The sequence below is a fragment of the Nocardioides sp. FY1077 genome, from assembly GCF_058681775.1.
In genome coordinates, this window is record NZ_JBZWDB010000002.1 from 388808 (window position 1) to 414691 (window position 25884).

A 25884-nucleotide genomic window follows, 5' to 3' on the forward strand; every position below is an offset into this window, starting at 1 on the left:
CCCCGGGTGCCCACCGGACTCGTGATCGCCCTCGTCGCCGTCGTCGTCGCGCTGGCGTTCGGCGGCTACCGCGCCGTCACCGACGGCCGCTTCCGCCCCCGCAAGGCCACCCCGTCGGTCGAGCAGCAGCCGCCCCCGGTGGTGGAGCAGCGAGCGTCAGCGACAGCACCCCCGTCGGTCGAGCAGCGAGCGCCAGCGACGGCACCCCCGTTGGTCGAGCAGCGAGCGCCAGCGAGCGTCGTCGAGACCACCTGGCACCACGTCCTCGACGCGATCCCTGACGCCCGACCCGGCGAGCGGGCCACGCTGCTGCAGTTCTCCAGCGCCTTCTGCGCGCCGTGCCGGGCGACCCGGCGCACGCTGACCGAGGTGGCCGAGCTGGTGCCGGGCGTGGTGCACCTCGAGGTCGACGCCGAGCAGCACCTCGACCTGGTGCGCCGGCTCGACGTGACCCGCACCCCCACGACGCTCGTGCTCGATGCCGGTGGCGCCGAGGTCACCCGCGCCGCCGGCGCCCCGCGCAAGGAGCAGGTGCTGCAGGCCCTCGCCCAGGACTGACCTCAGGTCAGCGGTGCACGGCCGCCGCGCACCCGCACTGCTCGCCCCAGGTGGGGTGGTAGTCGTCGACGACGACGTGGCAGGTGCGGGGCCGGTGGTCGAGCAGGTGGTGACGCACGACGCGGTGGTGGCACTCGGGGCAGACGACCGTCGACGCTGACGGCCTGTGCTGGAGCAGGGTCATTCACGCAGCGTGCTCCGGCGGCTCGCCCGGGGGCGTCCGCCGCTCCCGTCATCCCCGCTTCTGGGTACGTCCCTGGTGGGCGGCGGGGTCGAGGTAGTCGAGCCGCTCCTCGACGCCGGAGTGCAGCCGCTCCACGTCGACGCGCACCATGTGCTGGATCACCTGGGTCAGCGAGACCTCCGGGCGCCAGCCGAGCTGCTCGACGGCCTTGGTGGGGTCACCGACCAGGTCCACCACGTCGGCCGGCCGCATGAACGCCGGGTCCTGGCCGACGTACGCCGTCGGGTCGTCGATGCCGACCTCGGCGAAGGCCATCTCCAGGACGTCGGAGAGGGCGTGGGAGGTGCCGGTCGCCACGATGTAGTCGCCGGGGGAGTCCTGCTGCAGCGCGAGGTGCATGGCGCGGGCGTGGTCGCCGGCGAAGCCCCAGTCGCGGCGCACGTCGAGGTTGCCGAGGGTGACCTGGTCGCGCAGGCCGAGGTGGATCTCGGCCACGGCGCGGGTGATCTTGCGGGTGACGAACTGCTGGCCGCGCAGCGGGCTCTCGTGGTTGTAGAGGGTGCCGGTGCTGGCGAAGAGCCCGTAGGACTCGCGGTAGTTGATCGTCAGGTGGTGGGCGAAGCTCTTGGCCGCGGCGTACGGGCTGCGCGGGTGGTGGGCGGTGCCCTCGGTCTGCGGCTGCTGGTCGGAGATGCCGAACATCTCCGAGCTCGACGGCTGGAAGAAGCGCGGCGCCGTGCCGTGCCGCTCGCGGTGGGCCACCAGCTCCTCGAGGGTGCGCAGGACGCTCATGGCGTTCGTCTCCGCGACGGTCTCGGCCTGCGCCCAGCTGGCCCCGACCGAGGTGATGCCCGCCAGGTTGTAGAGCTCGCCGGGGCGTACGTCGTCGAGCAGCCGGCCCAGTGCGGGGCGGTCGCGCTGGTCGAGCTCCACCACGTCGACGCCGTCGAGGTAGACCCGGCGCACGTCGCTGCCGGGTCGCACCGTGCCGACGACGCGGTAGCCGAGGGAGAGGAGGTGACGGGCGAGGTGGATGCCGTCCTGGCCACCCACCCCCGTGACCAGGGCCGTGGGGGTGGCGGGGCCCTGGGCGAGTGGCGGGGTGCTCATGGTGGCGAGAGCCTAGCCGGGGGTCGTCGTCCGCCATCCGGACACCCGTACCAACCGGCGAGATGCGGCCCGAGGTCGCCACGGCCCGCGGCCTACCCTGGAGGCATGTCCTCGACCTGGCTGACCAAGCGACGCGCGGTGGACCACTGCCGCGTGCGCTCGTCGCTGTGTCGACCGTCCTGACGGAGTCGCACCACCCTGCCTGATCGCGATCGGCCCGGTGCGACCGTGCGGCTCGTCCCGCACCGCAGGCGCCACCCGGCGCCGTCCCCGGACCCGACCAGGAGCGACATGTCCAGCACCACCACCGGCCAGCCGGCCACGACCACCCCCCGCGGCATCGACCCGCGCGGGCCGCAGCTCACCGCGGCGATCACCGCGGTGGTGCTCGTCGTCGTGCTGGCGCTGCCCACCGCGGCCGCCACGGTGCTGACCGCGGTGCAGGTGGCGTTCTTCGCCGTGGGCGCCGCGTGGGGCGTGCAGCGCACCCCGCACGCCTGGCTGTTCCGCACCGTCGTGCGGCCGCGCCTCGCCGCACCCACCGAGCTCGAGGACCCCGAGCCGCCGCGCTTCGCCCAGGCCGTGGGCCTGCTGTTCACCGGGGTCGCGCTGGTGGCCTACCTGCTCGGCGCCGTGCTCGTGGCGCAGGTGGCCATCGGCCTGGCGCTGGTCGCCGCGCTGCTCAACGCCGTCTTCCGCTTCTGCCTGGGCTGCGAGCTCTACCTGCTGCTCCGGCGCGCCACCGCCTGACCCGCACCACCCCGACACACCCAGCCACCCGAGATCCGACCCGCACCGAACGCCGGTGCACAGAAAGGTACTGACATGAGCCGCGACAGCTCCCTCGTCTCCACCCAGTGGGTGGAGGACCACCTCGACGACCCGACCGTGGTCGTCATCGAGGTCGACGAGGACACCTCGTCCTACGACAAGGGCCACATCCGTGGCGCCCTGAAGCTCGACTGGACCACCGACCTGCAGGACCAGGTGCGCCGCGACTTCGTCGCCAAGGACCAGTTCTCCGCCCTGCTCTCCGAGCGCGGCGTCTCCAACGACGACACCGTCGTCCTCTACGGCGGCAACAACAACTGGTTCGCCGCCTACGCCTACTGGTACTTCAAGCTCTACGGCCACCAGGACGTCAAGCTGATGGACGGCGGCCGCAAGAAGTGGGAGCTCGACTCCCGCGAGCTGACCGACGAGCTGCCGACCGCGAAGGCCGCCAGCTACACCGCCACCGAGCAGGACCGCTCGATCCGTGCGTTCCGCGACGACGCCGTGGCCGCCATCGGCGTGCAGAACCTCGTCGACGTGCGCAGCCCCGACGAGTACGCCGGTCGCCTGCTGGCCCCGGCCCACCTCCCGCAGGAGCAGGCGCAGCGCGCCGGCCACGTGCCGACGTCGATCAACGTGCCGTGGAGCAAGAACTGCAACGACGACGGCACCTTCAAGTCCGACGCCGACCTGCAGGCGCTCTACGCCGACGCCGGCATCGACGACTCGAAGGACACCATCGCGCTGTGCCGCATCGGTGAGCGCTCCTCGCTCACCTGGTTCGTGCTCAAGGAGCTGCTGGGTCACCAGAACGTCAAGAACTACGACGGCTCCTGGACCGAGTACGGCTCCCTCGTCGGCGTCCCCGTCGCCCTGGGCGACGAGCCCGGCGTCGCCTGATGTGCGGCGCCACTGAAGGCGGCCTGTCGCTCGAGGGCGTGAACGTCGCCAAGGAGGCCATCGTGCAGGGCCAGGTCGTGCGCGGCGGCGAGCCCGTCGGCAACGCCTACGTGCGCCTGCTCGACCGCACCGGCGAGTTCACCGCCGAGGTGCCGACGTCGGCCACCGGCCACTTCCGGTTCTTCGCCGGCGAGGGGGAGTGGACCCTGCGCACCCTCGCACCCAAGGCCGAGCCCGTGGACAAGAAGGTGCACGCCTCGGTCGGCAGCGTCGCCGAGGTCGTCGTCGCCATCTGAGCGGACGCGTGTACGCCGACGAGGGCCCGGACCGGAGACGGTCCGGGCCCTCGTCACGTCCGGAGCGGGCCGGGCCGGACTAGACCAGCCCCGTCCGGTTGCCGTCCGTCCGCGTGCAGAAACGGTCCCCGCCCGGTAACACCGGGGTTTCCTCCGGGGCCCGGGAGATTAATTCCGGGTGCGATCTGTCCAGCCTGCGGCGGATATGTGCGGAAAGCGGCACGGGTGTGCTTTGCTTCAGTCTCATTCAAGACCTAGGCACTCAGTGCCACGCAACGGGAGCCCAACCATGACCAAGCTGATCGCAGGCATCCTCGCCTCCTTCCTGATGGTTGCCGGCTTCGTTGCCACCGCTGGCACCGCGTCTGCCGCCCCCTACACCGGCTCCATCGGCACCTCGACCACCGCCGACGGCCCGAGCCGCGTCGACAAGGGCGACCAGGCCGTCTACAACGTGACCACGACCGCCGAGGAGTCCCCGGAGGCCGAGGGTCGCAGTGTCGAGGGCAAGCTCGTCATCACGATCCGCAAGAAGAGCGGCAACTACGCCACCTCGAAGATCATCTTCGACTACGACGGCTCGGCTTCGGTCAAGACCCCGGCCCTGCCCACCAAGGGCAAGTACATCGTCACCTTCGAGTTCCAGCCCAAGGCCAACTCCGCCTTCGTCGGCTCCACGGTCACCAAGACCGTCATCGCCCGCTGACCGCACCGCGTTGAAGAGGGTCCCCACGGCACTGCCGTGGGGGCCCTCTTCGTCTGTTCCGTCCCGGGCGTCAGCGGTGGTGCGTCATCGCTGGGCGTTCGAGCTCGACCCGTGAAAGGCAGCCATGCGCTCCCACCCCGTACGTAGCCTCCTCCTGCTCGTCGCCGGGGTGGTCCTGGTCGGCGGTGCGTGGGCGGGCTGGCAGGTGCTTCGCGTCGCGTCCAGCCTCGACGCGGCGGGCGACGACGTGGCCGAGCTCAGGGCAGCGATCAGCTCCGGTCAGGACTCGGAGGCGCAACGGCTGCTCGACGAGCTGGACTCGCACAGCGAGGACGCAGCAGAACGTTCCAGCGGCCCGACCTGGTCGGTGCTGACCCGCCTGCCCTGGATCGGCGACGACGCGCGCGGCGTCGCGCTGGTCAGCGAGGTCGTCCACGACCTGAGCAGGGACGGCCTCGGGCCCCTCATCCGCAGCGCTCGTGACCTGGCCGGCATCGTGCCCGTGAACGGTGCTGTCCCTGTCGCTCGGGTGGTGGAGCTCCAGGCGCCCGTGGCCGACGCCGAAACAGCGTTGTCGTCTGCCGCGCAGCGCCTCGGCGACCAGGATCCGTCCGGGTTCATGGGCCGGCTGCGGGACCCCTACCGCGACCTGTCGACGCAGGTGACGGACGCGGCGTCGGCGATGTCGGCGGCAACCACGGCGCTCGAGGTGATGCCGTCGATGCTGGGGCAGCGCGAGTCCCGCAACCACCTGCTGGTGGTTCAGAACAACGCCGAGGTGCGGGCGACCGGCGGGCTGCCGGGTGCGGTGTCGTTGGTGCAGAGCGACCGCGGCAGGATCCGTCTGACGGAGCAGACCTCGGGGGCCGCGTTCGGCGAGCGGCCCGGGGGACCGGTGCTTCCGCTCACCGTCGCAGAGCGCGAGCTGTACGGCCCCCAGCTCGGCACCTACTTCCTCGACGCCAACTTCACCCCCGATTTCCCGCGGACTGCCGACCTGATGCGGGCGAGATGGGACGAGGTGTACCCGACGGACCCGCTCGACAGCGTGATCTCGCTCGACCCCGTGGCGCTGTCCTACGTGCTGGGAGCGACCGGCCCGGTGACTGTCGGTGGCCGCACGTTGACCGCTGAGAACGCGGTCGACGAGCTGCTCCACCTGGCCTACCTGCGGATTACCGACCCCGCCGACCAGGACGAGTTCTTTCGCAACGTCGCGCGGGCTGTGTTCGACCAGGTCCTGACCGGGGTGGAGTCGCCCCAGGCGCTACTCGTCGCACTTGCGCGGGGTGCACAGGAGCGTCGCATCTACATTCACCTGTTCGGACCAGAGCAGCAAACTCTGACTGGCAGTGTTGTCGCTGGGGAGCTTAGCCCAGGGCCAGAAGAGGAGCCCCAGGTTGCCCTCGCGCTGAACGACCGCACTGGGGCCAAAATGTCCTACTACCTCGACGTCGATGCCGCGGTGGATGCCACCTACTGCGTGAACCAGGAACAGGGCCTCGTGGGTGAGGCTACCTTGACCTCGTCGGCGCCCGTCAATGCAGCGTCGCTGCCCCCATACGTTACTGGCTCAGGACAATACGGTGTTCGACCTGGCGATCAACTTGTTTCGGTGAATCTGTTTGCACCGCTGGGCGGCTCTTTCGCCTACGTAAGTATCAACTCAATGCCCATCGAAATCCGCCCAACCAAACTCGACGGGCGCCCGGTGGCGACAACGAACGTACTGCTTGAACCTGGCGAGACGGTGGAATTGGCCTGGGGCATGCGCTCGGGCAAAAATCAGACTGGCAATGTTGAATTCAGAGTTACGCCAACCGCTCAGTCCGCAACGCCCTCGGGGACTGTGGCGGGAGCATGCTAGTGATCGCGGGCCCACCCCGCATCCTGCCCCGTCGTCAAGACCTTGCCGGGCTCACTTCGAGCTGACCGACTTCCGGCCGTTTGAGGGCTCTGGCACTAGTGTTTCCCCTTCGCCCTCCTTTTCGAACTCTCAGGAACACTTGCGGGCGCATAACCTCCGCCGTACCCGTACCCGTACCCGTAACTACCGCCTCGGCGCCCAGTCGGCACCATGTTCAACACTGTGCCCACAATCGATGAATCTACTTGGACAAGGCGATCTCGCGCGTGCTTGACCTGATCAATCGTCGTCTTGCCGAACTTGATGACTAACAAGGCCCCATCGGCCTGAGACGATAGGAGTGCTGCATCCGTGACGGGGAGTAGCGGCGGAGCGTCGATCAGAATGACGTCGAACTGCATACGGAGCTCACGCAGCATTTCCGCCATAGCCTGAGATTGCACCAACTCTGCCGGATTGGGCGGGACCGCACCACTTCCAATGAACCTCAGACCGCTTGGCCGGTGCGTCTGGACCGCTTCCGCGAGTTTCACATTGCCGGTAAGCACAGTTGTTACGCCTGTTGTTTGGTCTAGGCCGAGTGCCGATGCTGCCTTCGGTCTCCGTAGATCGCCCTCAATGAGGACGGTGCTATAACCCGCTTGCGCCATAGTTATCGCAAGGTTAACCGAGGTGCTTGTCTTGCCCTCTGACGGCACCGCCGACGTGACTACAAAAACCTTGTCTGGATTGTCCACGCGAACGAACTGGATATTGGTCCGCAGCACTCGGAACGCCTCAACGCGCGGAGCGTGGGAATCGAGCGAAGTGACCAGTTCCCTGGAACGCGCACTGCGGTCGTAACCGATGGATCCGAGCACAGGCACCCCGAGAGGATCCAAATCCTGCGGTCCCTTGATAGTCGTATCGAGCGCCTCCCGACCAAGTGCCGCGGCGCAGCCGATTATGAGACCAAGTAGTGCCCCGAGCACTAGGTTTCGAACTGGTCTCGGCGAGACTGGCGACTCCGGAAGAAGTGCAGCGTCTACTATGGTTGCCTTGATTGGAGAGGCTGACGAATTCGTTGGCGCTTCCAACTTGCGGATGAGTTCCGACAGGTTCTCGCCGTAGGCCTGCGCAATGGCCTGAGCCTGCTTTGGGTCAGGGTCCACCACCGTCAGTGTGAGGTTGACAGTGTCGGGGGTGGACTCTGTGGACAATCGCCCCAGCAACTCGGCCGCATCCACCGACAACTCGAGATCGTCGACAACCGACTGGGCGAGATTTCGACTTTGCTTGGCGATATCTGCATACGACGTCACGCGCTGTGCCGAAAATAGGCCGTTCTGGTAGGCCAGAGACGCATCTGTTTGAGAAGTTGAGACAAAGAGTCGCACTGTTGAGGCGTACTGGGGTGTAATGGTGTAGGTGTAAGCACCAACCAGCGTTAGCAGCAGGGACGCTACGCCAAAAATCAGCATCCATCGCCGCCGGAGGGCTTTGAGGTAAGACTGCAGTTCCACTGAGACTCCCGTCACCACTGTTGTGTGCCCATGATAGACGCACGGGTGCACGGTGGTGACCACTAGGCATCATGTGCCGGTGACGTTCTTCCAAGCCTTTGCCTAGCCAGCCTGTCAAGTGACCCATCTCAGAACTCTCGTGCGTCGTGGCACGGTCAACAGATGCACTACTATTCGGTCCATGACATCCTCCGACGAGGGATCAGCCCGAACACTAAATGCACCGGCTTTCACGGTTGTCATCCCAGCCTACAATTCGGCCGCGACTGTGACGCGCGCCATTGACAGCGCCGTTGCTGCTGGGGCGGCCGAGATCGTCGTTGTCGACGATGGATCTACCGACGCCACCGCTGAATGTGCCGAACGAAGTCCTGCACGCGTAATAACCCAAGAAAACTGTGGTGCCGCCGCGGCTCGGCGTGCCGGTATCCGGGAGATCCAGACCGCCTTCGCCATCTTATTGGACGCCGATGACACCTTGATTAGTAGTGCAATCGCCCCTGCGACGACCCTGCTTGAAAGCCTGAGCGCTGGCGTTCTAGTTGGTGGCACACGGGCGACCACACCCAACGGCGCGATCCGAGAGATCCGCCCGTGGGCTGAAGGGGTCACGACGGACTCACTGCTTGCGCGCGGTAGCTCTGTCGGGCCGCCCAGTTGCGCAATCTGGCGGACGGCCGATCTGAAGCGTTGTCTGGGTGAGAACCCGCCAGCGTTGTGGCCGCGGTACGCGGAGGACTACGAGTTGATGTTGCGGGCTTCGTTGATCTCGGAGATTGTTACAACGAACGTCGTTTTGACCGACTATCAAATGGGCGTAGGCAAGTCAGCGCAAGCGCCGATGCGGGATAACGTCGAAGCTGAATCTATTCGCCGCCACTACGCGAAGGTCGCGGGACGGCAGATCGCCTACCGAACCCGTCGGCAACTACGGGCACTAGTGCACCTCCGGAGGGCGTTTGAATCACCCGGAGTTCGGAGCGCCCACATCCGCGGTTATCATTACGCTCTCGCGATGGGCATCTGGCCGCCTATGGCCCGACCAATCGGTCGTGCAGTCGCACGTAGATTCGGTTACAGCAGATGAGGATGCTTCGAAGCAGTGTTATGTGGCTGCAAGGCGGGCTAGGGAACCAGCTATTCCAAGTGGAGTGGGCGCTGCAGCAGGCTGGCGAGTCAGAGATTCCAGCGTTGTTCAGCCAAGCTTCCTTTCGACGGGACGGGTTGAGGGGGTTCAGCTCACAGCCTGCTTTGGAAGCCAACGAAGTCCTCTCGCCAATGGAGGAGTTGTTGCTCGGCCGACCGTACGACTTTCGTGGTCGGCGCAAATCAGTGGTAGGGCCCCTGCGCATGGCAGTGGCATTCGAACCGCAGAACACCGCGCCAAAGACAGTCGCGCTCGGGTTTTTCCAAGGCGCGGAACGCGATCTCTCGTCCATACGATACGTACAAGATCGACTTGATGGGCTCCGTTCGAAGTTGCTCGCGTCGCCACTCGGCGCTAGGGTAAAGGGCGCCCCGGTGGTGCATGTTCGTCGGGGTGACTACGCCTCGTCACCGGCCGCCCTCAAAACGTTCGGCACTTTGGGGGAGGACTATTACCAGAGGGGTCTAAACCGCATCGGTGCTACGCTGGCAGATGCACTTGTGTTCACGGATGATCCGGGCGCAGTTCTAGCGGAGTTTCGATCCGTGAGTCCAGAACAGGTGATCGGACCGAGTGCAGACTACTCAGACTTGGACACGATGGTGGGTATGTCACTCGCTGGGGGTTTGGTTATCCCTAATAGCACTTTCAGTTGGTGGGCCGCTGCACTAAGTCGAGGCGCGACCGTGGCGGCACCTGAATCATGGTTCTTAGACGGGCGCGGGCATACCCTGCGTAGTGACTCTTGGATTTCCGTAGAGAATCAGCGCACAGGCTAGTCTGTCTTACATGCCACGAATTGCTCCGAGGTGGGCCCTTCTGCCGGCCGGCCAGTTGCTGGCTATCCTCATTTCGATAGCTACATTCGCTGTTCTCGCTCGCCTCATCGGGCCTGTACCTTTTGCTCGATTCGCTGGCCTTATTTTCATCTCAACGGTTGTCTCGTTGGTTTGTGACTTGTCGTCTCAGGGGTTTCTTCTGACAAGGCCACTGACGGTCGAAGCAGTTCGCGTGGGGCGGCGCCTAGCGGTCGTCTCCAGTGGCCTAGCTTCGGCCGTGCTAGGGGTCACCGTAGTTCTCGCTTCGCCGTTCTTGCCGGGGGGGAGAGTGTCGGCTGTCGAGTCACTCCTCCTGATAGCAGCAATGGTTGCTCAATTCATGGGCCAACCGCTGCGCGCCCGGTTCACTAACGAGCGGCGGTATGCCACCATGGCGCTGATCGATCTTGTGGGTGTCGCGGCAGCATCGCTCATCGCCATAGGCGTAGCTACTTCATCGGGGGCACCGTACGTATTGCTTCTGCAGTTGGCCCTCGTCCCAGGCGTGCGGTTGGTAGCTAGTTTGACATACGCTGCCTTCATTGGACCTTGGAGGGTCGACGCAGGCACAGGGGTGCCGTTAGTTCTCCGAGACGGCGTTCATTACGGCTTGCGAGTTGCGCCACTCAACTTGTCGGCCTACTTGGGCCGAGCCTTAGATTCTGGGCTGCTACCCTACGTTGCCTCTCCGCTTGCTGCCGCAACCTACTCTCGTTCGTACCAGGTGATGGTTGCGCCGCTGGCTCAAGCTCAACTGTCCTTGGGGTCAATCGCACTGCAACGCCTGTCCCACATGTCAAGGGGTGGGCAGCTAACCAGCGGTGCTGGTCGCCGCCTCTGGGTGTTGGTGTGCATCGGCTCGGCCGCGATGGCGGTGTTGCTATCTAGCGCGGTCCCCCTCATCGACAGGTTACTGTTCACGGCCGATTGGTTGAATGTGCCAATGGCTCTTCGCGCCATGGCGTGTTGTGTCCCTTCAATGGTTATAGCTACTTACTTCGCGTGGCTCCGGCAGGTCAACCCCAGCTTCAACAACACCATCCGCCATCTTTCAGTAGTGTTGGTCGCCCCAATGGTCGTGGTGGGGGCATGCGCGGAGTATGGCATCGAAGTAGCGCTTAGCGTCCTCGTGGTTTCCGCGGGCTTGGTGCAGCCGCTCGTGCTGACGTTGGTTCACAAAGATGTCCTACCGGCCACGCCGATGCTGAGGTGGGGGTTAGTCGCCGCCGCGTGGGTGCCGGTGGCCTCTATCTATCTTTGGAGTTTGAAGTGATCACCCTGGACGGGTTCCCCACCACCGTCGCCCCCATCGGCACATCGGTCCTCACAACCGAGCCCGCGCCGATCGTAGCGCCGTCGGCGACCAGAATCGGACCGATGATCACAACGCCTGTGCCCACTGTGACGCCATTACCGATTCGCGGCACGGCCCCTCCGTCGACCGATGTGCCGATCGTGGTGTTGTGACGGAGGGTCAGGTCGCTTCCAGCGATTACACCGGGGTTTACAATCACACCTCCGAAGTGGTGGATCATCAACCCTGGCCCGATCTCGCAACTACGGGGTATGTCGACGCCCACGGCTAGCCGAACGACGGAGTACATCGCGAAGTAGAAGCCGTGTACGACAGGTCGCACCAGCAAGGGGGCTAAGCGTGACCAGCGCCCGAATCGATACACGGCCACGGCCCACATTGATGGCTGCAGGAGCCACGGGTGAGTGCCGTAGCGTTGTTTATCGACTCGAAAGTCGGCCCACGGATGTTCTTTGCGAGACGCTTTATCGTCTTGGGTCATCCTGGTCGCCTTTCGTGTGCTGAACGGACCGTTCGTGCAGCAGCAAACAGAAACCGGCTTACGAGCCGTGACAGGGGGTGAATGCCATGGGCTCGTTGCGCATTACGTGCGTCCTTGGCTATGAGATGTGCATGTCTAGTTGAGTACCCGCCACCTTCAAAACGGGCGATGGTCAGCTCATGAACGCGAACGGGGCAGCCCGCCTTCACCAAGCGTAGTGTGAACTCGTAGTCACCGCTCATTCGGTAGCTGAGGTCGTACCGCATTTCGCGAGCTAGGTCACCCGGGTAGAGGATGGCCTGATGAGAGGTGGGGAGGGCGTGACGCAGGTAGCGGGGACGGCGGGGACCGCGCTCGACGACGCGCGAACCCATCGCAAGCTGGTAGGAGAACATGAGTACTACGGGCGGCTCTGTCAGAAACGGCTTGAGGCTGGACCACCGCTGTGTCAGCGATTCGTCCCCGCCGTTGAGGAACCAGATGTACCTACCTCTGGCCCGAGAAAGCCCGCGATTCATCGCATCGTAGATGCCGTCGTCGCGCGCTGACACGATCCGCGCCCACGGGTACTGTTGCTGCAAGCGGGAGACCTCTTTGGCGTCAGATCCACCGTCTTGGACGAGGACCTCGATCGAATCATTCGTACTGGCTAAGCTCTGCAAAGATTGTAGGGTCCTTTGCAGTCCGACAATGTCTCGGAAACTCACTGTTATGATCGAAAGATCAGGCTGCAAAACGTGACTCCGGTACCATTGATGTTGCCTCTTTGGTTTCTTGTGCAGATTGCAGAAGGAGCCACGTCATTAAGACGAACTCTGGCAGGAGGATGCCGCCAGAAAAGAGTAGCGAGGCCGCAGCCCACATGGGTGCCACGAAAGCGAATGTCGCACCAGTTTTGAACCTCTGGGATGTCCGGTATCCGGCGACTGCCAATATGCTCAGAGTCATGGCTACGCCCACCCAGCCAAAGTAGAACACCAGTAGGTAATACCCGTTGTCCAAAGAAGTGCCGACGGTTTCGCCGTTCGCGAGCCGGTAGGAACCAACCACGCGCTGAACTGATCCGAGTGGGCTCCCCAGAGGGCGGTCCGCGAGTACGTCAGCCAACACACGCAGTGGCGCGACTAGGCGAAAGTTCGCGCTGGATCCAGACGTCGAAATGCTCGCAACTCGGCCGAGCAGGGTTTGGCCCATCAGCAACAGCACAGTAGCCGTGGCTAGTAGGGCAATTGCAGAACGGATGCCGCGCGCGCGAAGTACGCAAAGCGCTCCGATAGCTGCTGCGATGACGAGACCTGTGGCTGATTGGGCGGCGATTAGGCCTAGCAGCACCAGCATGGAAGTTAATGCAGGCCGGTGGTTTAGTGTCAACAGTACTGAGCCGAGTGTCCCAATAACGAAGGCGTTATAACTCGGCTCGAGGTAAAACCCCGCCGAGCGAGGGATGGGATTAAACTGTAGTAGTGGGTCGTACTGGTAAAGATATTGAAATCCTCTGAAAGGGTTGTATAGGATGACGTTTCCTTGACTGCCCGTTAGTACCTGGGCAACTGAAAGTCCAACTACGACGAAGAGGGCAAGTAGAAGTGCGCTCTTTATTGCCGTCGATTCGATGATGCCACTGCGAGATGGTGCAGCCGCCAGTGAAATTACGGCCACGCTGGCAATCAATAGACCCAAGGTAGGGAAGAGTTCGGTGTCATCATTAGTGAAATCAGCGGTGAGACCGTTGAGTAGTGCCACGGCAAGTACAGTAGCGGCCAGCAGTGCGACTGATACTGGTGGGAAACGTGGCTTTGCGACTAACAACAAGAGTGCGCCACACATTGCGCCGATGGTGACGGGGAATGTGCCGATCGATGCGACCTGAAAATGCTGAAAGACGATGAGCCCGACGAGGAGCGTTGCGCCAGTACGATGTTGGAGGCGTGTGTCACTCATGATGCTCGGCAAGCAACCTTCTGTACAAGCGTGCGTACTCCGCTGTCATGCGGTCCGGGTTGAAGTCGCCATCATCGGAAGGCGATAGCTGGATCTCCTGGACTAGGACGATGGCTTCATCATGATTATCGTAGGTTCGGATTGACGGATATTCCTCGAACTCTCGCGCAGCGGGAGAGTTCCTTGCGACCACCGCTAACCCGGCTGCAATGGCCTCAACAATAGTCAGTGGATAGTAGTCCACCGTCGACGAGAATAGGAGCACGTCCATGCGTCTCAGAAGTTGCGCGAGTTCGCCGCGGTCTTCGATCGCTGGGTGGTGGTGAATTTTCCCGGAGATCCCAGAGGGAGCGTTGTTGCCGACTACGTGCAGTTCTATGTCTTTGGTAATGGCTAGGCGTTCGAGCAAAGGCCAGTCAACTTTATTCGGATCCCTCAAGTCGCGACACAGGAACGCGATGCGTCTTGCTCTGCCGGCATCCCCGTCGCTTGCCCCTCGCGGGCTACTTCTGGTTGCCGCCCAGAATTCAGGGTCAACGGAGTTGCGAATAACTCTCGCGGGACCCAATCCGGCAGTATTGACGTCGTCAGCGAGCCAATTGGCGCATGAGACCAATGTGATCGGAGCGGCCCGCCTGAGTTGTTCTAAAGCCGCCCGCTTGCGCGACCACTCTGGACGAGAATTGTCTACTATTGCTGGGGGGTAAGCGGCAAGATCGGGACACGGTGCACAACCGTGTGTCCATCGCCGGCAACCTTTCGGCTGCGCGCATCGACCCGTTAGGATCCACTGGTCGTGCAGCGTCCAAACAATAGGCTTATGGGCTGCCGTCAGTAGGTCGAACAGGGGGCCATAGGGTAGCCAGTAACTATGAGCCACGTGCAAATGAACAACGTGTGCCGCCTCGATTTGGGAGGCTAGCTTTCGAAATGTGGCACTCTGAGGTCGCGGCAAGATGTCGCGGCCGTGAACGAGATAGGCCGCCCGGTTTGCGGCCGCCTCGCCACGGGAGGTGACCCGCGATGCGTCCAATCCGCGCTCCAGCGGCGAGGTAAGTCCGTGGGGGCCATATCCGTAACTGAAGTCGCTTCGGAATCCGTGGTCGGGAAGCGACCGGTGGAGAGTGCGGGCTACTTGAGCAGCACCGCCTTCGCTGAGACGCACGTTGAGTTGCAGAACGGTGGGTGACTTCATACTAGTGGCGGGGCGAGTGGTCACAACAGCTGTCCAGCTCTCAGTGCGCGGGGGTGATGAGGTGGGTAGCCTACCGTTGATGGTGTGCCCCTATGTGCAGATGGAGAAGCAGTGAGTAAGCGTGCATTGATAACTGGCATCACTGGTCAGGACGGGTCGTACCTGGCCGAACTGCTGCTCGGCAAAGGCTATGAGGTGCACGGACTGATCCGCCGCGCATCGACCTTCAACACGGCGAGGATTGACCACCTCTATCAGGATCCGCACGACCCCGAGGCCAAGTTGTTCCTCCACTACGGCGACTTGTCCGACGGGGCACGGTTGGTCACCCTGATTGCGGAGATCAACCCCGACGAGGTGTACAACCTCGCAGCGCAGTCACACGTGCGCGTCAGCTTCGACGAGCCCGAGCACACTGGCGACACCACTGGCATCGGTGCTATGCGGCTGCTGGAGGCGGTGCGCATGGCTGGTGTCCAGTGCCGCTACTACCAGGCTTCCAGTTCCGAGATGTTCGGCGCCAGCCCGCCCCCCCAGAACGAGGACACGCTGTTCTACCCGCGCTCGCCTTACGGCGCAGCCAAGGTGTACGCCTACTGGGTCACCCGCAACTACCGCGAGGGCTACGGCATGTTCGCGGTGAACGGCATCCTCTTCAACCACGAGTCGCCGCGTCGGGGCGAGACCTTCGTGACCCGCAAGATCACCCGCGCCGTGGCCCGCATCCAGGCCGGGCTCGATCAGCACGTCTACCTCGGCAACCTCGACGCGATCCGCGACTGGGGTTACGCCCCGGAGTACGTCGAGGGGATGTGGCGGATGCTGCAGGTCGACACCCCTGACGACTACGTGCTCGCCACCGGTGGCAACTTCAGCGTCAAGGACTTCGTGGTCACCGCCTTCGAGCGTGCCGGGCTCGACTGGGAGAAGCACGTCAAGTTCGACCAGCGCTACCTGCGTCCCACCGAGGTCGACGCACTGGTCGGCGACGCCAGCAAGGCCGAGAGGGACCTCGGGTGGAAGGCCACCGTGCAGACCGACGAGCTGGCCCGCATCATGGTCGACGCCGACATCGAGCTGCTGAAGAACGAGGGCACCGCCTGGTTCGACCAGGTGACGCTCCCGGGCTGGCCCGTGCTGCGAGACGCTCGATGAGCGCGGCGCCGGCGGCCGGGCCCCTCGACCCGTCGGCGACGACGTACGTCGCAGGCCACCGCGGCCTGGTCGGTGGCGCCATCTGGCGACAGATGGAGGCACGCGGCTTCGAGCAGCTCGTCGGTCGCAGGTCCAGCGAGCTCGACCTGCGGGAGCGGGCCGACGTGTTCGACTTCTTCTCCCAGGTGCGCCCTCGCTACGTCGTGCTCGCTGCGGCGAAGGTCGGCGGAATCCTCGCCAACAACACCTACCCGGTCGACTTCCTCTCCGAGAACCTCCGCATCCAGACCAACGTCATGGACGCCGCCCTGGAGTTCGGCACCGAGCGGCTGCTCTTCCTCGGCTCGTCCTGCATCTACCCGAAGATGGCCCCGCAGCCGATCCGGGAGGACACGCTGCTGACCGGACACCTCGAGCCCACCAACGACGCCTACGCGATCGCCAAGATCGCCGGCATCCTGGGGGTGCAGGCGGTACGGCGGCAGTACGGACGTCCGTGGATCTCGGCCATGCCCACCAACCTCTACGGCCCGGGAGACAACTTCTCGCCCACCGGCTCGCACGTGCTGCCGGCGTTGATCCGACGGTACGACGAGGCGGCGTCCTCGGGTGCGGAGTCGGTGACGAACTGGGGGACCGGCACCCCTCGCCGCGAGTTCCTGCACGTCGACGACATGGCCGCGGCCTGCCTGCACCTGCTCGAGCACTACGACGGCCCCGACCAGGTGAACGTCGGGACGGGCAAGGACACCACCATCAAGGAGATCGCGGGCGTCATCGCCGACGTGGTCGGCTTCCAGGGCCGGACCGAGTGGGACACGACCAAGCCCGACGGCACGCCGCAGAAGCTGCTCGACGTGTCCAAGCTGCGTGACCTCGGCTGGGAGGCCGGAATCGGCCTGCGCGAGGGGATCGAGTCGACGGTGGCGTGGTACCGCGAGCACGTGGGGAGCCTGCGCGAGGCCGGGTGAGCTCTGGCGGGGTCTCGATACGCTCGCTGGCGCTCGCTGGCGCTCGCTACTCGACCAACGAGGAGCGCTCGCTGCTCGACGAACGAGGAGCGCTCGTTCTCGACCAACGACCAGCACCACGCAGAAGGGCCCGGCGGACAGTGTCCGCCGGGCCCTTCTGTGTGTCGCTGTCAGCCGGCGTTGTTGATCATGCCGGCGCCGACGGTGATGCCGGTGGCCTCGTCGATGAGGATGAACGAGCCGGTGGTGCGGTTTTTCGAGTACGGGTCGCACAGCAGCGGCACCGTGGTGCGCAGCTGCACGCGACCGATCTCGTTGACCCCGAGCTCCTTGGTCTCCTGGTCGCGGTGCAGCGTGTTGACGTCCAGGCGGTACTGGATGTCCTTGACCAGGGCCCGTGCAGAGCGGGTGGTGTGCTTGATGGCCAGCTTCTGGCGCGGCTTCAGCGGCGCGTTGGTCATCCAGCAGACCATCGCGTCGAGGTCCTGGCTGGGCTGCGGGGCGTTGTTCACCCGGGCGATCATGTCGCCGCGCGACACGTCGACGTCGTCCTCGAGGCGGATGGTCACCGACATGGGCGGAAACGCCTCGGTGACCTCTTGGTCGAAGAGGTCGATGCCGGCGATCTTCGAGGTCATGCCGCTGGGCAGCACGACGACCTCGTCGCCGGGCTTCAGGATCCCGCCGGCGACCTGGCCGCCGTAGCCGCGGTAGTCGTGGTGCTCGTCGGACTTCGGGCGCACGACGTACTGCACCGGGAAGCGCGCGTCGATCAGGTCGCGGTCGGAGGCGACGTGCACGTGCTCGAGGTGGTGCATGAGCGTCGGACCGGAGTACCAGTCCATGTTCTCGGAGCGATTGACGACGTTGTCGCCGGCCAGCGCCGAGATCGGGATGACCTCGAGGTCGGGGATGTTCAGCTTGGTGGCGAACTGGGTGAACTCGGCGTGGATCTTCTCGTAGACCTCCTGGGAGAAGTCGACGAGGTCCATCTTGTTCACCGCCAGCACCAGGTGGGGCACCCGGAGCAGCGACAGGATCACCGCGTGACGGCGCGACTGCTCGGTGAGGCCCTGGCGGGCGTCGACGAGCACCAGGCCGAGGTCGGCGGTGGAGGCGCCGGTGACCATGTTGCGGGTGTACTGCACGTGGCCCGGGGTGTCGGCGATGATGAACTTGCGGTTGGGCGTCGCGAAGTAGCGGTAGGCCACGTCGATGGTGATGCCCTGCTCGCGCTCGGAGCGCAGCCCGTCGGTCAGCAGCGCCAGGTCGGTGTAGTCGTAGCCCTTGGACTGGCTGGTGGCCTCGACGGCCTCCAGCTGGTCCTCGAAGATCGACTTGGAGTCGAGCAGCAGGCGGCCGATGAGCGTGGACTTGCCGTCGTCGACGGAGCCCGCCGTGGCGAAGCGCAGGAGGTCCATGTTGGTGGTCGGGGTGTCGGTGGCCATCAGAAGTAGCCCTCCTTCTTGCGGTCTTCCATGGCGGCCTCGGAGAAGCGGTCGTCACCGCGGGTGGCGCCCCGCTCGGTGACCCGGGCGACCGCGACCTCCTCGATGATCTTCTCGATGGTGTCGGCGTCGGACTCCACGCAGCCGGTCTGGCTGAGGTCGCCCACGGTGCGGAAGCGGACGGTGCGCTCGGTGACGCTCTCGCCCTCGCGCAGCGGGTTGCGCTCGCTCTCGGAGAGCAGCATCCCGTCGCGCTCGAAGACGCGGCGCTGGTGGGAGTAGTAGATCGAGGGGATCTCGATGCCCTCGCGGCCGATGTAGTCCCAGATGTCGAGCTCGGTCCAGTTCGAGATCGGGAAGATGCGCATGTGCTCGCCGGCGTGCAGGCGGCCGTTGTAGAGGCTCCACAGCTCGGGGCGCTGCATCTTCGGGTCCCACTGGCCGAACTCGTCGCGGTGGGAGTAGACGCGCTCCTTGGCGCGGGCCTTCTCCTCGTCCCGACGCCCGCCACCGAAGGCGGCGGTGAACTGGCCCTCCTCGAGGGCGTTCAGCAGGGTGCCGATCTGGAGCCGGTTGCGGCTCGTCTTGCCGTCGTCGACGACGACGCCGTCGGCGATGGCCTGGTCGACGGAGGCGACGATGAGGCGCAGACCCAGGCGGTCAGCCCAGGAGTCACGGGTGGAGAGCACCTCGGGGAAGTCGAGCCCGGTGTCGACCTGCAGCACGGGGAACGGGATCTTCGCCGGGTAGAAGGCCTTCTCGGCGAGGCGGAGCATCACGATGGAGTCCTTGCCGCCCGAGAACATCAGGACGGGCTTCTCGAACTCCGCGGCGACCTCACGGAAGATGTGGATCGACTCCGCCTCGAGCTGGTCGAGCTGGCTCAGCCGGTAGTCGGCGTGCGTTTCGGGCATGCGAAAGGGGACCTCTCCTCGGGACAGCAGCCTGCATCGTAGCCCCGCCGGCGGCGGGCCCTCGAAACCGGACGAGGCCCCAGTGTCCCAGGCCGCGTGGCCTGGTCGGGCGGCGACGCACCGGTGTTCACCCTGCGTCGAGACGGTGAACAGGTGACTCGACGGTACCGATCGTCCCTAGACTCCCGGCGTGCGCATCTCCGTCTTCGGCTGCGGCTACCTCGGTGCCGTCCACGCCGCCTGCATGACCAAGCTCGGCCACGAGGTCGTCGGCGTGGACGTCGTGCCCGAGCACGTCGCCGCCCTCGCGCGGGGGGAGGCCCCCTTCTTCGAGCCGGGGCTGCCCGAGCTGCTCACCGAGGGGGTGGCCACTGGGCGGCTGGAGTTCACCACCGACGCCTCGCGCGCCGCTGGCGCGGCCGTGCACTTCGTCTGTGTCGGCACCCCGCAGAAGGCCGGTGAGTTCGCGGCCGACATGCGCTACGTGCACTCCGCGATCGACGCGATCCTGCCGCTGCTGCGCCCCGGTGACGTCGTGGTCGGCAAGTCGACCGTTCCCGTCGGCACCGCCGAGGACCTTGCCGAGCGCGTGCACGCCGCGGAGCCGCAGGCCGAGCTGCTGTGGAACCCCGAGTTCCTGCGGGAGGGCTTCGCCGTCGAGGACACGCTCCACCCCGACCGGTTCGTCTACGGCCTGCCCGACACCGACCAGGCCCGCGCGGCCGCGACGCGCCTCGACGAGGTGTACGCCGCGGCCCTGGGGGAGGGCACCCCCAAGATCGAGGCCGACCTCGCCACCGCCCAGCTCGTCAAGGTCGCGGCCAACTCGTTCCTGGCCACCAAGATCTCGTTCATCAACGCCATGGCCGAGCTGTGCGAGGCCACGGGCGCCGACGTGACCCTGCTCGCCGACGCGATCGGCCACGACGCCCGCATCGGGCGGCGCTTCCTCAACGCCGGCATCGGCTTCGGCGGGGGCTGCCTGCCCAAGGACATCCGCGCCTTCATGGCGCGCGCCGGCGAGCTCGGCGTCGACCAGGCGCTCACCTTCCTGCGCGAGGTCGACTCCATCAACATGCGCCGCCGGGTGCGGATGGTCGACCTGGCGCGCGAGGAGCTCGGCGGCTCGATCGTGGGCCGCCGCATCGCCGTGCTGGGCGCGGCGTTCAAGCCCGACAGCGACGACGTGCGTGACTCACCCGCCCTCAGCATCGCTGCGCAGATGCAGCTGCAGGGCGCCCACGTCACCGTCACCGACCCCCAGGCCATCGACAACGCCCAGAAGAAGTGGCCCGACCTGGCGTTCGCCCTAACCGTCGACGAGACCGTGGCCGGCGCCGAGGTCGTGATGGTGCTCACGGAGTGGCCGGAGTACGTCGCGATCGACCCCGCGGAGCTGTTGGCCAAGGTCGCCACCGCCCGGGTCATCGACGGACGCAACTGCCTCGACCCGCAGGCCTGGCGGGCCGCCGGCTGGACCTACCGCGCCCTCGGGCGTCCGTGACCGGGGCCGGCAGGCGACCGCGCGCCCTCGTGGTGGGGCTGAACTACGCCCCGGAGGAGACCGGCATCGCGCCGTACACCCACGGCACGGCCCGCGCCCTCGCCCACGACTTCGACGTGGAGGTGCTGACCGCCCTGCCGCACTACCCCGAGTGGGAGGTGCACGACGGGTACGGCGGCTGGCGCTCCTCGGAGCGCATCGACGGCATCGACGTGACCCGGTTGCGCCACTACGTGCCGGGCGACCCCACCGGCGTCTCGCGCATCGTCAGCGAGGTGTCGTTCGCCGGCCGGGTCGCGACCGCGCGCGCGACGAGGCCGGACCTGGTCGTGGCCGTCACCCCGGCCCTGCTGCCCGCCGCGCCGGTCCTCCGCCGCGCACGCCGCTGGGGGGTGCCCGTCGGGGTGGTGGTGCAGGACCTCTACGGCAAGGCCACCAGCGAGCTGGGGCTGCTCGGCGGACGTCTAGGACGCGCCGTGCCCGCGCTCGAGGCGCGGATCCTGTGCTCGGCGACCGGCGTGGTGTCCATCCACGAGCGGATGGCCCGGGTCATCGCCGAGGACTGCGGCGTCGAGGCGGACCGCCTCACCGTGATCCCGAACTGGACCCACGTCGGCGAGCCGACGGCCGACCGAAGCGTGACGCGGCGGGCCCTCGGCTGGGCCGACGACGACCACGTGGTGGTGCACGCCGGCAACATGGGCGCCAAGCAGGGTCTCGACCACGTCGTGCGTGCGGCGCGGCTGGCCGACTCGCTGCCCCGCCCGCCGCGGGTGGTGCTGATGGGCGCCGGCGCGATGCGCCAGTCGCTGGAGGCGGAGGCCGCGGGCGTCGCGTGCCTGGAGTTCCTCGACCCGGTCGACGGCGACCGCTTCGCCGACGTGCTCGCGGCCGCCGACGTGCTGCTGCTCCACGAGCGCCCGGGGCTGAAGGAGATGTGTGCGCCGAGCAAGCTGACGTCGTACTTCGCCGCGGCGCGGCCGGTGCTCGCCGTGACCGACCCCGACAGCGCGGCCGCCGTCGAGATCGCCGCCAGCGGCGCCGGGCTGGTGGTGCCGTCGGGCGAGCCGCAGCTGCTGCTCGACGGCCTGGAGCGGTTGCGCGCGCTCGACGACCCCGCGGCCACCGGACGCCGGGGGGCGGCCTACGCCCGCGAGCGCCTCTCGGAGGAGGCGGCGTTCACGGCCTACCGGGCGTGGGCTGCCGACCTGCTGCGTCGGGGTCGCTGAACCGCTCGCCGACCACGGCGGCCTCGGGGCTGCCGAACACGGCGTTGGCCGGCACGGCGCCGCGCACCACGGTGCCGGGCAGGATGAGCGCCGACCGGCCGAGGTGGGCGCCCCCGAGCACCATGCAGCGCGAGGTCACCCACACCCCGTCGTCGATCTGCACGGGACGGGTGAGCAGGGCCATGTCACGGCGGAACGCGTGGGTGCCGGTGGTGACGAAGGTGTCCTGCGAGACCACGACGTCGTCGCCGATGACGAGCTGGTCCTGGTTGTGCAGCCAGACGTCCTCACCGATCCAGCACCGGTCGCCGACGGTCAGCTTCCACGGGAAGCGCACCTTGAGACCCGGGCGCGTCACCACGCCGTCGCCGATCTGCGCGCCGAACGCGCGGAGCACCCGCACCCGCACGCCCGAGCTCAGCTGGAGGCCGTTGGTGACCAGCAGCCGCTCGGCGACGGCCCAGGCGAGGACCACCCAGAACGGACGGTCCCACGACTCGCGGGAGCCCGGGGCCTTCGACAGGTCGATGACGGGGACGTCGCGCTGCTCGCTCACGGCGTCACGCTAGCGGCGCTGCTCGGGGGTGTCGGGAGAGTCCACCGGCGGGGCCGTGGGGGCCCGGGCTGCCCGGGCGTCTCGCTCGGCGGTGCGGTCGCTGCGCGAGCCGCCGTAGGACCAGGAGTCGAGCTCGGCGACGGTGGGGGCGCCGAACATCGGCAGGCCCTGCTCCTTGCGCAGGAACCCCCACACGACCGGCAGCAGGATGAGGGTGACCAGGCCGACGACCCCGATCAGCACCGGGTGGGTCTCGTCGCGACCCAGCGGCGCCCAGCCGGCCTTGTCGAGCAGCGCGACGCCCGACATGGTCAGCACCACGACGATGCCCCGGCGGATGAACGACTGCGGCACCCGCGGGGCGATCTTGCTGCCCAGGAGGGTGCCGGGCACGGATCCGATGATGAGCGGGAGCGCGATGCCCCAGTCCAGGCCGTTGATCGCGATGTTGGAGATGGCCGCGGCCAGCACGAGCGGCACCGCCTGCACCAGGTCGGTACCGACGAGCTTCACGGCCGACAGGCCGGGGTAGAGCATGAGCAGCGCGATCATGATGACCGAGCCCGAGCCCACGCTGGTGATGCCGACGAGCAACCCGCCCAGGGCGCCCACCAGCAGCGTCGGCACGGGGCGCACCTTCGGGTCGGGGTCGCCGGTCTCGCCGCCGGAGCGCACACGGCGCAGGTTGACGTAGAGCCGCAGCGCGTAGGTGGCGGCGGCGAAGAGCAGCGCGAAGCCGATGGCGAGCTTCAGCACGCGGTCGAGCTGCTCCTCGTCGGTGGTGAGGAAGTGCACGAGGTAGGGCCCGGCAAAGGCCATCGGCACCGACCCCACGATGAGCCAGCCGGCCATCTTCAGGTTGGGTGAGCCCTCCCGGGCGTGCACCACGGCGCCGCCGCTCTTGTAGACGGCCGCAGCCGTCAGGTCGGCGGTCACGATGGTCGCGGCCTCGCCGCCGCCGACACCGAGGAAGATCAGCGCCGGGGTCATCAGTGCGCCACCGCCCATGCCGGTGAGGCCGACGATGATGCCGACGAAGAAGCCGGCCGCCAGGATCGACAGCGCCGTGATGGTGATGATGTCGCTCATGCGGGCATGCTCCTGGATCGGACGAGGGCGGGGACGACGACGCGCAGGAGGTCGTCGATGAGTCCGGCAGCGGACTCAGCCGCGTCCGGACCGCGGCGGTAGGGGTCGGCCACGTCGAGGCCGGCGTCCGCCGAGCCCCGGCGGGCACCGACCTGCTCCAGCAGCTCTCGCCCCGACGGGGCGTCCGTGGCGTCGGCGGCGCCGGTCGCGCTGACGGCCTGCGCGAACTGGCCGAGGGTGAAGACCTTGCGGAACAACCCCGGGTGGTCGTCGAGGACGTACTGGCGGTGCGCCGTCTCCGCGGTGAGCACGACGTCGGCCTCCTCCAGCAGCGCCCGGGTGAGCGGGCGGCTGCGGAACCCGTCGAGGTCCGAGGTGCCGCGACCGGTGAGGGTCTGGGACATCACGTCGTCGATCGGGTGGTCGACGTAGCCGTGGGTGCCGGCGCTGGTGAACACCACCGGCGCCCCGTCGGCGAGCTGCGTGGCGCGCAGCTGCATGTAGGGGGACCGGCAGATGTTGGCGGTGCAGACGAAGAGCACGCGCAGCGGCTCGGCGGCCGGTGCGGCGACGGGCGTGGCCGCGGCGGGGGACGCCCCGGCGGCGGTGGTGTCGCGGCGGGCTCGGCGGCCGACCGCGGGCGTACGAGCCAGGTCGAGGTAGCCGGCCTCGCGCAGGGCCCCCACGACGTCGTCGAGGGCGTCGTCGATGCTGCGACCGGTGGTGTCGACGCGCACGTCGGCGTCGGTGGGCTCCTCGTAGGGCGAGGAGATGCCGGTGAACTCGGGGATCTCACCGCGCCGGGCCTTGGCGTAGAGACCCTTGCGGTCGCGCCGCTCGCACTCCTCCAGCGGCGTCGCGACGTGGACGAGGAAGAACGCGCCGCCGGCGTCGTCGACCATCGCCCGCACCTGCTGGCGGGTCTCGTCGAACGGGGCGATCGGGCTGCACACCGCCACCCCGCCGTGGCGGGAGACCTCGGCGGCGACCCAACCGATGCGGCGGATGTTGGTCTCGCGGTCGGCCTTGGAGAACGACAGGCCGGCCGACAGGTTGCGCCGGACGACGTCGCCGTCGAGCGAGGTGAGGGTGCGCTCGCCCTGCTCGAGCACCCGGTCCATCAGCGCGCGGGCCAGCGTCGACTTGCCGCTGCCGGACAGGCCGGTGAAGAACAGCACCAGGCCCTGCTCGGCCGGCTCGGGCCGGTCACGCTCCACGATCGCCGCCACCGTGTCGGGCAGCGCCGCGTCGGAGTCGGGTGCAGTGCTGGGCAGCGCCACCACGGGGTCGCCTGCGGCGTAGGTGGCGACGACCTGGTGGCCCAGCGCGTGGTCGGCCTCGGGGTCACCGTGGGCCGCCAGCGGCACGGCCACCACGGCGGCGTCGGGCAGCTCGGCGGCGGCGGCCAGCGTGGCGCGCAGCAGGGCCACCGGGGAGAGCGTGCCGGTGCCGGTGCCGACCAGGGCGAGGAGGACCACGGGCCCGAGACCGCTGAGGTGGTGCAGGTCGTCGACGCTCAGCGGCTGCGCGACCGGCACGAACGTGCGGCCGGCGTAGGAGGAGCGCACGACGGCGGGGGAGAGGTAGCGGTCGCGGAACGGGCCGTACTGAGCGTGGGTGAGCACCTCGACCGGCCCGGTCGGCCACGGGGCGCGCGCCAGCGGCAGCCCCTCGGGGTCGACGAGCTCGACGACACCGGCGGCCTCGGCCGCCACGGCGACGGCGGCGGGCAGGGAGAGCGTCACCGCGCTGCCCGGCTGGTTGAAACCGGTCAGGGGCGACAGCGCCCCGGAGGCGAGCAGCTCGAGGTCGTCGAGCTCGCGCGGCGCCGGGCAGTGCTGGGGAGCAGGGAGGTCAGGCACCGCGCCATCCTAAGCGGAGTAAGCGAGGCGCCTTGCTTAGTCGCTCGGCCGTACTCTCCGCGAGTTGGGCACCCAGGCCCAATGGCACGTCTCGGCTGCGGCCCGTTCTGCCAGGCCCGGGGACAGTCGCAACGGCGTCGCGACGCGACGCACGTAGTCACTGCTGGTCCGGCGTAGATCATTCGACTTCGCATGAACTTCAATGTGTTGCGCTTCTCGAAGCTCGGCAGTTGATCCCCGCCATGGCTCCACGCTTGACGTCGTTCAGCAGAAGTCAGTGCGCCCACCAACACCGCCACAGGCTGACGCAGCGAGCGCTCATAGCTTTGTCCTACTCGGCGCGCGCAGATGGCGTCTGGTTT

Annotated in this window: 24 protein-coding genes; 13 read left to right on the forward strand and 11 right to left on the reverse strand. The window is 66.9% G+C overall.

Annotated elements, in window-relative coordinates; translation table 11 throughout:
- Window positions 1-6: 6 nt before the first annotated feature.
- Window positions 7-558, forward strand: a complete 552-nt coding sequence (locus AC4OR8_RS06770) for a thioredoxin family protein (protein WP_492164772.1) — start codon at window positions 7-9, stop codon at window positions 556-558.
- A gap of 7 nt (window positions 559-565) precedes the next feature.
- On the opposite strand, the gene AC4OR8_RS06775 is transcribed toward AC4OR8_RS06770, so the two are convergent.
- Complete coding sequence (locus AC4OR8_RS06775; RefSeq protein ID WP_492164773.1) at window positions 566-742, reverse strand: hypothetical protein; 177 nt, start codon at window positions 740-742, stop codon at window positions 566-568.
- A 48-nt stretch (window positions 743-790) separates the two neighbouring features.
- Entirely contained in the window at window positions 791-1852 is a 1062-nt protein-coding gene (locus AC4OR8_RS06780; RefSeq protein ID WP_492164774.1) for a GDP-mannose 4,6-dehydratase, read from the reverse strand.
- A 291-nt stretch (window positions 1853-2143) separates the two neighbouring features.
- Here AC4OR8_RS06780 and AC4OR8_RS06785 point away from each other — a divergent pair, with 291 nt between their 5' ends.
- From AC4OR8_RS06785 to AC4OR8_RS06805, 5 genes are all read left to right on the forward strand, one after another.
- Window positions 2144-2602, forward strand: a complete 459-nt coding sequence (locus AC4OR8_RS06785; RefSeq protein ID WP_492164775.1) for a DUF4395 domain-containing protein — start codon at window positions 2144-2146, stop codon at window positions 2600-2602.
- Window positions 2603-2677: 75 nt separating this feature from the next.
- Window positions 2678-3526, forward strand: a complete 849-nt coding sequence (locus AC4OR8_RS06790) for a sulfurtransferase (RefSeq protein WP_492164776.1) — start codon at window positions 2678-2680, stop codon at window positions 3524-3526.
- A complete protein-coding gene (locus AC4OR8_RS06795; RefSeq protein WP_492164777.1) occupies window positions 3526-3822 on the forward strand; it encodes a DUF1416 domain-containing protein in 297 nt (98 codons plus the stop codon). Before AC4OR8_RS06790 ends, AC4OR8_RS06795 begins: the two co-directional genes overlap by 1 nt.
- A gap of 289 nt (window positions 3823-4111) precedes the next feature.
- Window positions 4112-4528, forward strand: a complete 417-nt coding sequence (locus AC4OR8_RS06800) for a hypothetical protein (RefSeq protein WP_492164778.1) — start codon at window positions 4112-4114, stop codon at window positions 4526-4528.
- 124 nt (window positions 4529-4652) lie between these two features.
- Window positions 4653-6395: a DUF4012 domain-containing protein gene (locus tag AC4OR8_RS06805; RefSeq protein WP_492164779.1), complete on the forward strand. Its 1743-nt coding sequence runs from the start codon at window positions 4653-4655 to the stop codon at window positions 6393-6395.
- A 95-nt stretch (window positions 6396-6490) separates the two neighbouring features.
- On the opposite strand, the gene AC4OR8_RS06810 is transcribed toward AC4OR8_RS06805, so the two are convergent.
- Window positions 6491-7897, reverse strand: a complete 1407-nt coding sequence (locus tag AC4OR8_RS06810; RefSeq protein ID WP_492164780.1) for a tyrosine-protein kinase domain-containing protein — start codon at window positions 7895-7897, stop codon at window positions 6491-6493.
- Window positions 7898-8078: 181 nt separating this feature from the next.
- On the opposite strand from AC4OR8_RS06810, the gene AC4OR8_RS06815 reads away from it, so the two are divergent.
- The 3 genes from AC4OR8_RS06815 (at window position 8079) to AC4OR8_RS06825 (ending at window position 11135) form a co-directional block, all read left to right on the forward strand.
- On the forward strand, window positions 8079-8984 hold the full coding sequence (locus tag AC4OR8_RS06815) for a glycosyltransferase family 2 protein (RefSeq protein WP_492164781.1): 906 nt from the start codon (window positions 8079-8081) through the stop codon (window positions 8982-8984).
- A 263-nt stretch (window positions 8985-9247) separates the two neighbouring features.
- On the forward strand, window positions 9248-9823 hold the full coding sequence (locus AC4OR8_RS06820; RefSeq protein WP_492164782.1) for an alpha-1,2-fucosyltransferase: 576 nt from the start codon (window positions 9248-9250) through the stop codon (window positions 9821-9823).
- 10 nt (window positions 9824-9833) lie between these two features.
- A complete protein-coding gene (locus tag AC4OR8_RS06825; RefSeq protein WP_492164783.1) occupies window positions 9834-11135 on the forward strand; it encodes an oligosaccharide flippase family protein in 1302 nt (433 codons plus the stop codon).
- A 519-nt stretch (window positions 11136-11654) separates the two neighbouring features.
- Here the strand turns inward: AC4OR8_RS06825 and AC4OR8_RS06830 are convergent.
- Genes AC4OR8_RS06830 through AC4OR8_RS06840 form a run of 3 tightly spaced genes read right to left on the reverse strand, consistent with a single transcriptional unit; the run spans window position 11655 to window position 14008 of the window.
- Window positions 11655-12365 (reverse strand): glycosyltransferase, encoded by a 711-nt coding sequence (locus AC4OR8_RS06830; protein ID WP_492164784.1) that lies wholly within the window; start codon window positions 12363-12365, stop codon window positions 11655-11657.
- Between the two features lie 16 nt (window positions 12366-12381).
- Window positions 12382-13599 (reverse strand): hypothetical protein, encoded by a 1218-nt coding sequence (locus AC4OR8_RS06835; protein WP_492164785.1) that lies wholly within the window; start codon window positions 13597-13599, stop codon window positions 12382-12384.
- On the reverse strand, window positions 13592-14008 hold the full coding sequence (locus AC4OR8_RS06840) for a glycosyltransferase (RefSeq protein WP_492164786.1): 417 nt from the start codon (window positions 14006-14008) through the stop codon (window positions 13592-13594). Before AC4OR8_RS06840 ends, AC4OR8_RS06835 begins: the two co-directional genes overlap by 8 nt.
- A gap of 897 nt (window positions 14009-14905) precedes the next feature.
- Between AC4OR8_RS06840 and gmd the strand changes: the two genes are divergently transcribed.
- Together gmd and AC4OR8_RS06850 are read left to right on the forward strand one after the other, a co-directional pair.
- A complete protein-coding gene (gmd, locus tag AC4OR8_RS06845) occupies window positions 14906-15949 on the forward strand; it encodes a GDP-mannose 4,6-dehydratase (RefSeq protein ID WP_492164787.1) in 1044 nt (347 codons plus the stop codon).
- Window positions 15946-16920, forward strand: a complete 975-nt coding sequence (locus tag AC4OR8_RS06850; RefSeq protein ID WP_492164788.1) for a GDP-L-fucose synthase family protein — start codon at window positions 15946-15948, stop codon at window positions 16918-16920. Before gmd ends, AC4OR8_RS06850 begins: the two co-directional genes overlap by 4 nt.
- Before the next feature lie 170 nt (window positions 16921-17090).
- On the opposite strand, the gene AC4OR8_RS06855 is transcribed toward AC4OR8_RS06850, so the two are convergent.
- Together AC4OR8_RS06855 and cysD are read right to left on the reverse strand one after the other, a co-directional pair.
- On the reverse strand, window positions 17091-18368 hold the full coding sequence (locus AC4OR8_RS06855; RefSeq protein WP_492164789.1) for a sulfate adenylyltransferase subunit 1: 1278 nt from the start codon (window positions 18366-18368) through the stop codon (window positions 17091-17093).
- Entirely contained in the window at window positions 18368-19282 is a 915-nt protein-coding gene (cysD, locus tag AC4OR8_RS06860) for a sulfate adenylyltransferase subunit CysD (protein WP_492164790.1), read from the reverse strand. Before cysD ends, AC4OR8_RS06855 begins: the two co-directional genes overlap by 1 nt.
- Window positions 19283-19472: 190 nt before the next feature.
- Between cysD and AC4OR8_RS06865 the strand changes: the two genes are divergently transcribed.
- Entirely contained in the window at window positions 19473-20786 is a 1314-nt protein-coding gene (locus tag AC4OR8_RS06865) for a UDP-glucose dehydrogenase family protein (RefSeq protein ID WP_492164791.1), read from the forward strand.
- Entirely contained in the window at window positions 20783-22015 is a 1233-nt protein-coding gene (locus AC4OR8_RS06870) for a glycosyltransferase family 4 protein (RefSeq protein ID WP_492164792.1), read from the forward strand. Before AC4OR8_RS06865 ends, AC4OR8_RS06870 begins: the two co-directional genes overlap by 4 nt.
- Here AC4OR8_RS06870 and AC4OR8_RS06875 read toward each other — a convergent pair.
- The 3 genes from AC4OR8_RS06875 to cysC are packed head-to-tail and all read right to left on the reverse strand — an operon-like array spanning window position 21966 to window position 25522.
- Window positions 21966-22571 carry an LbetaH domain-containing protein gene (locus AC4OR8_RS06875; protein WP_492164793.1) on the reverse strand — a complete coding sequence of 202 codons (606 nt, stop codon included), beginning with the start codon at window positions 22569-22571 and terminating at the stop codon, window positions 21966-21968. The two genes, AC4OR8_RS06870 and AC4OR8_RS06875, sit on opposite strands and share 50 nt — an antisense overlap.
- 9 nt (window positions 22572-22580) lie before the next feature.
- Window positions 22581-23660, reverse strand: coding sequence for a sulfite exporter TauE/SafE family protein (locus AC4OR8_RS06880; protein WP_492164794.1), 1080 nt, complete (start codon window positions 23658-23660; stop codon window positions 22581-22583).
- Window positions 23657-25522 carry an adenylyl-sulfate kinase gene (gene cysC, locus AC4OR8_RS06885; RefSeq protein ID WP_492164795.1) on the reverse strand — a complete coding sequence of 622 codons (1866 nt, stop codon included), beginning with the start codon at window positions 25520-25522 and terminating at the stop codon, window positions 23657-23659. Before cysC ends, AC4OR8_RS06880 begins: the two co-directional genes overlap by 4 nt.
- Window positions 25523-25884: the final 362 nt, after the last annotated feature.

Coding starts and splice junctions, on each gene's coding strand:
- AC4OR8_RS06820 (WP_492164782.1), top strand. CDS start 9,248: ATGGCAGTGGCATTCGAACCGCAGAACACCGCGCCAAAGACAGTCGCG.
- AC4OR8_RS06780 (WP_492164774.1), bottom strand. CDS start 1,852: ATGAGCACCCCGCCACTCGCCCAGGGCCCCGCCACCCCCACGGCCCTG.
- AC4OR8_RS06850 (WP_492164788.1), top strand. CDS start 15,946: ATGAGCGCGGCGCCGGCGGCCGGGCCCCTCGACCCGTCGGCGACGACG.
- AC4OR8_RS06775 (WP_492164773.1), bottom strand. CDS start 742: ATGACCCTGCTCCAGCACAGGCCGTCAGCGTCGACGGTCGTCTGCCCC.
- AC4OR8_RS06825 (WP_492164783.1), top strand. CDS start 9,834: ATGCCACGAATTGCTCCGAGGTGGGCCCTTCTGCCGGCCGGCCAGTTG.
- cysD (WP_492164790.1), bottom strand. CDS start 19,282: ATGCCCGAAACGCACGCCGACTACCGGCTGAGCCAGCTCGACCAGCTC.
- AC4OR8_RS06805 (WP_492164779.1), top strand. CDS start 4,653: ATGCGCTCCCACCCCGTACGTAGCCTCCTCCTGCTCGTCGCCGGGGTG.
- AC4OR8_RS06790 (WP_492164776.1), top strand. CDS start 2,678: ATGAGCCGCGACAGCTCCCTCGTCTCCACCCAGTGGGTGGAGGACCAC.
- AC4OR8_RS06880 (WP_492164794.1), bottom strand. CDS start 23,660: ATGAGCGACATCATCACCATCACGGCGCTGTCGATCCTGGCGGCCGGC.
- AC4OR8_RS06835 (WP_492164785.1), bottom strand. CDS start 13,599: ATGAGTGACACACGCCTCCAACATCGTACTGGCGCAACGCTCCTCGTC.
- AC4OR8_RS06800 (WP_492164778.1), top strand. CDS start 4,112: ATGACCAAGCTGATCGCAGGCATCCTCGCCTCCTTCCTGATGGTTGCC.
- AC4OR8_RS06785 (WP_492164775.1), top strand. CDS start 2,144: ATGTCCAGCACCACCACCGGCCAGCCGGCCACGACCACCCCCCGCGGC.
- AC4OR8_RS06815 (WP_492164781.1), top strand. CDS start 8,079: ATGACATCCTCCGACGAGGGATCAGCCCGAACACTAAATGCACCGGCT.
- AC4OR8_RS06795 (WP_492164777.1), top strand. CDS start 3,526: ATGTGCGGCGCCACTGAAGGCGGCCTGTCGCTCGAGGGCGTGAACGTC.
- AC4OR8_RS06855 (WP_492164789.1), bottom strand. CDS start 18,368: ATGGCCACCGACACCCCGACCACCAACATGGACCTCCTGCGCTTCGCC.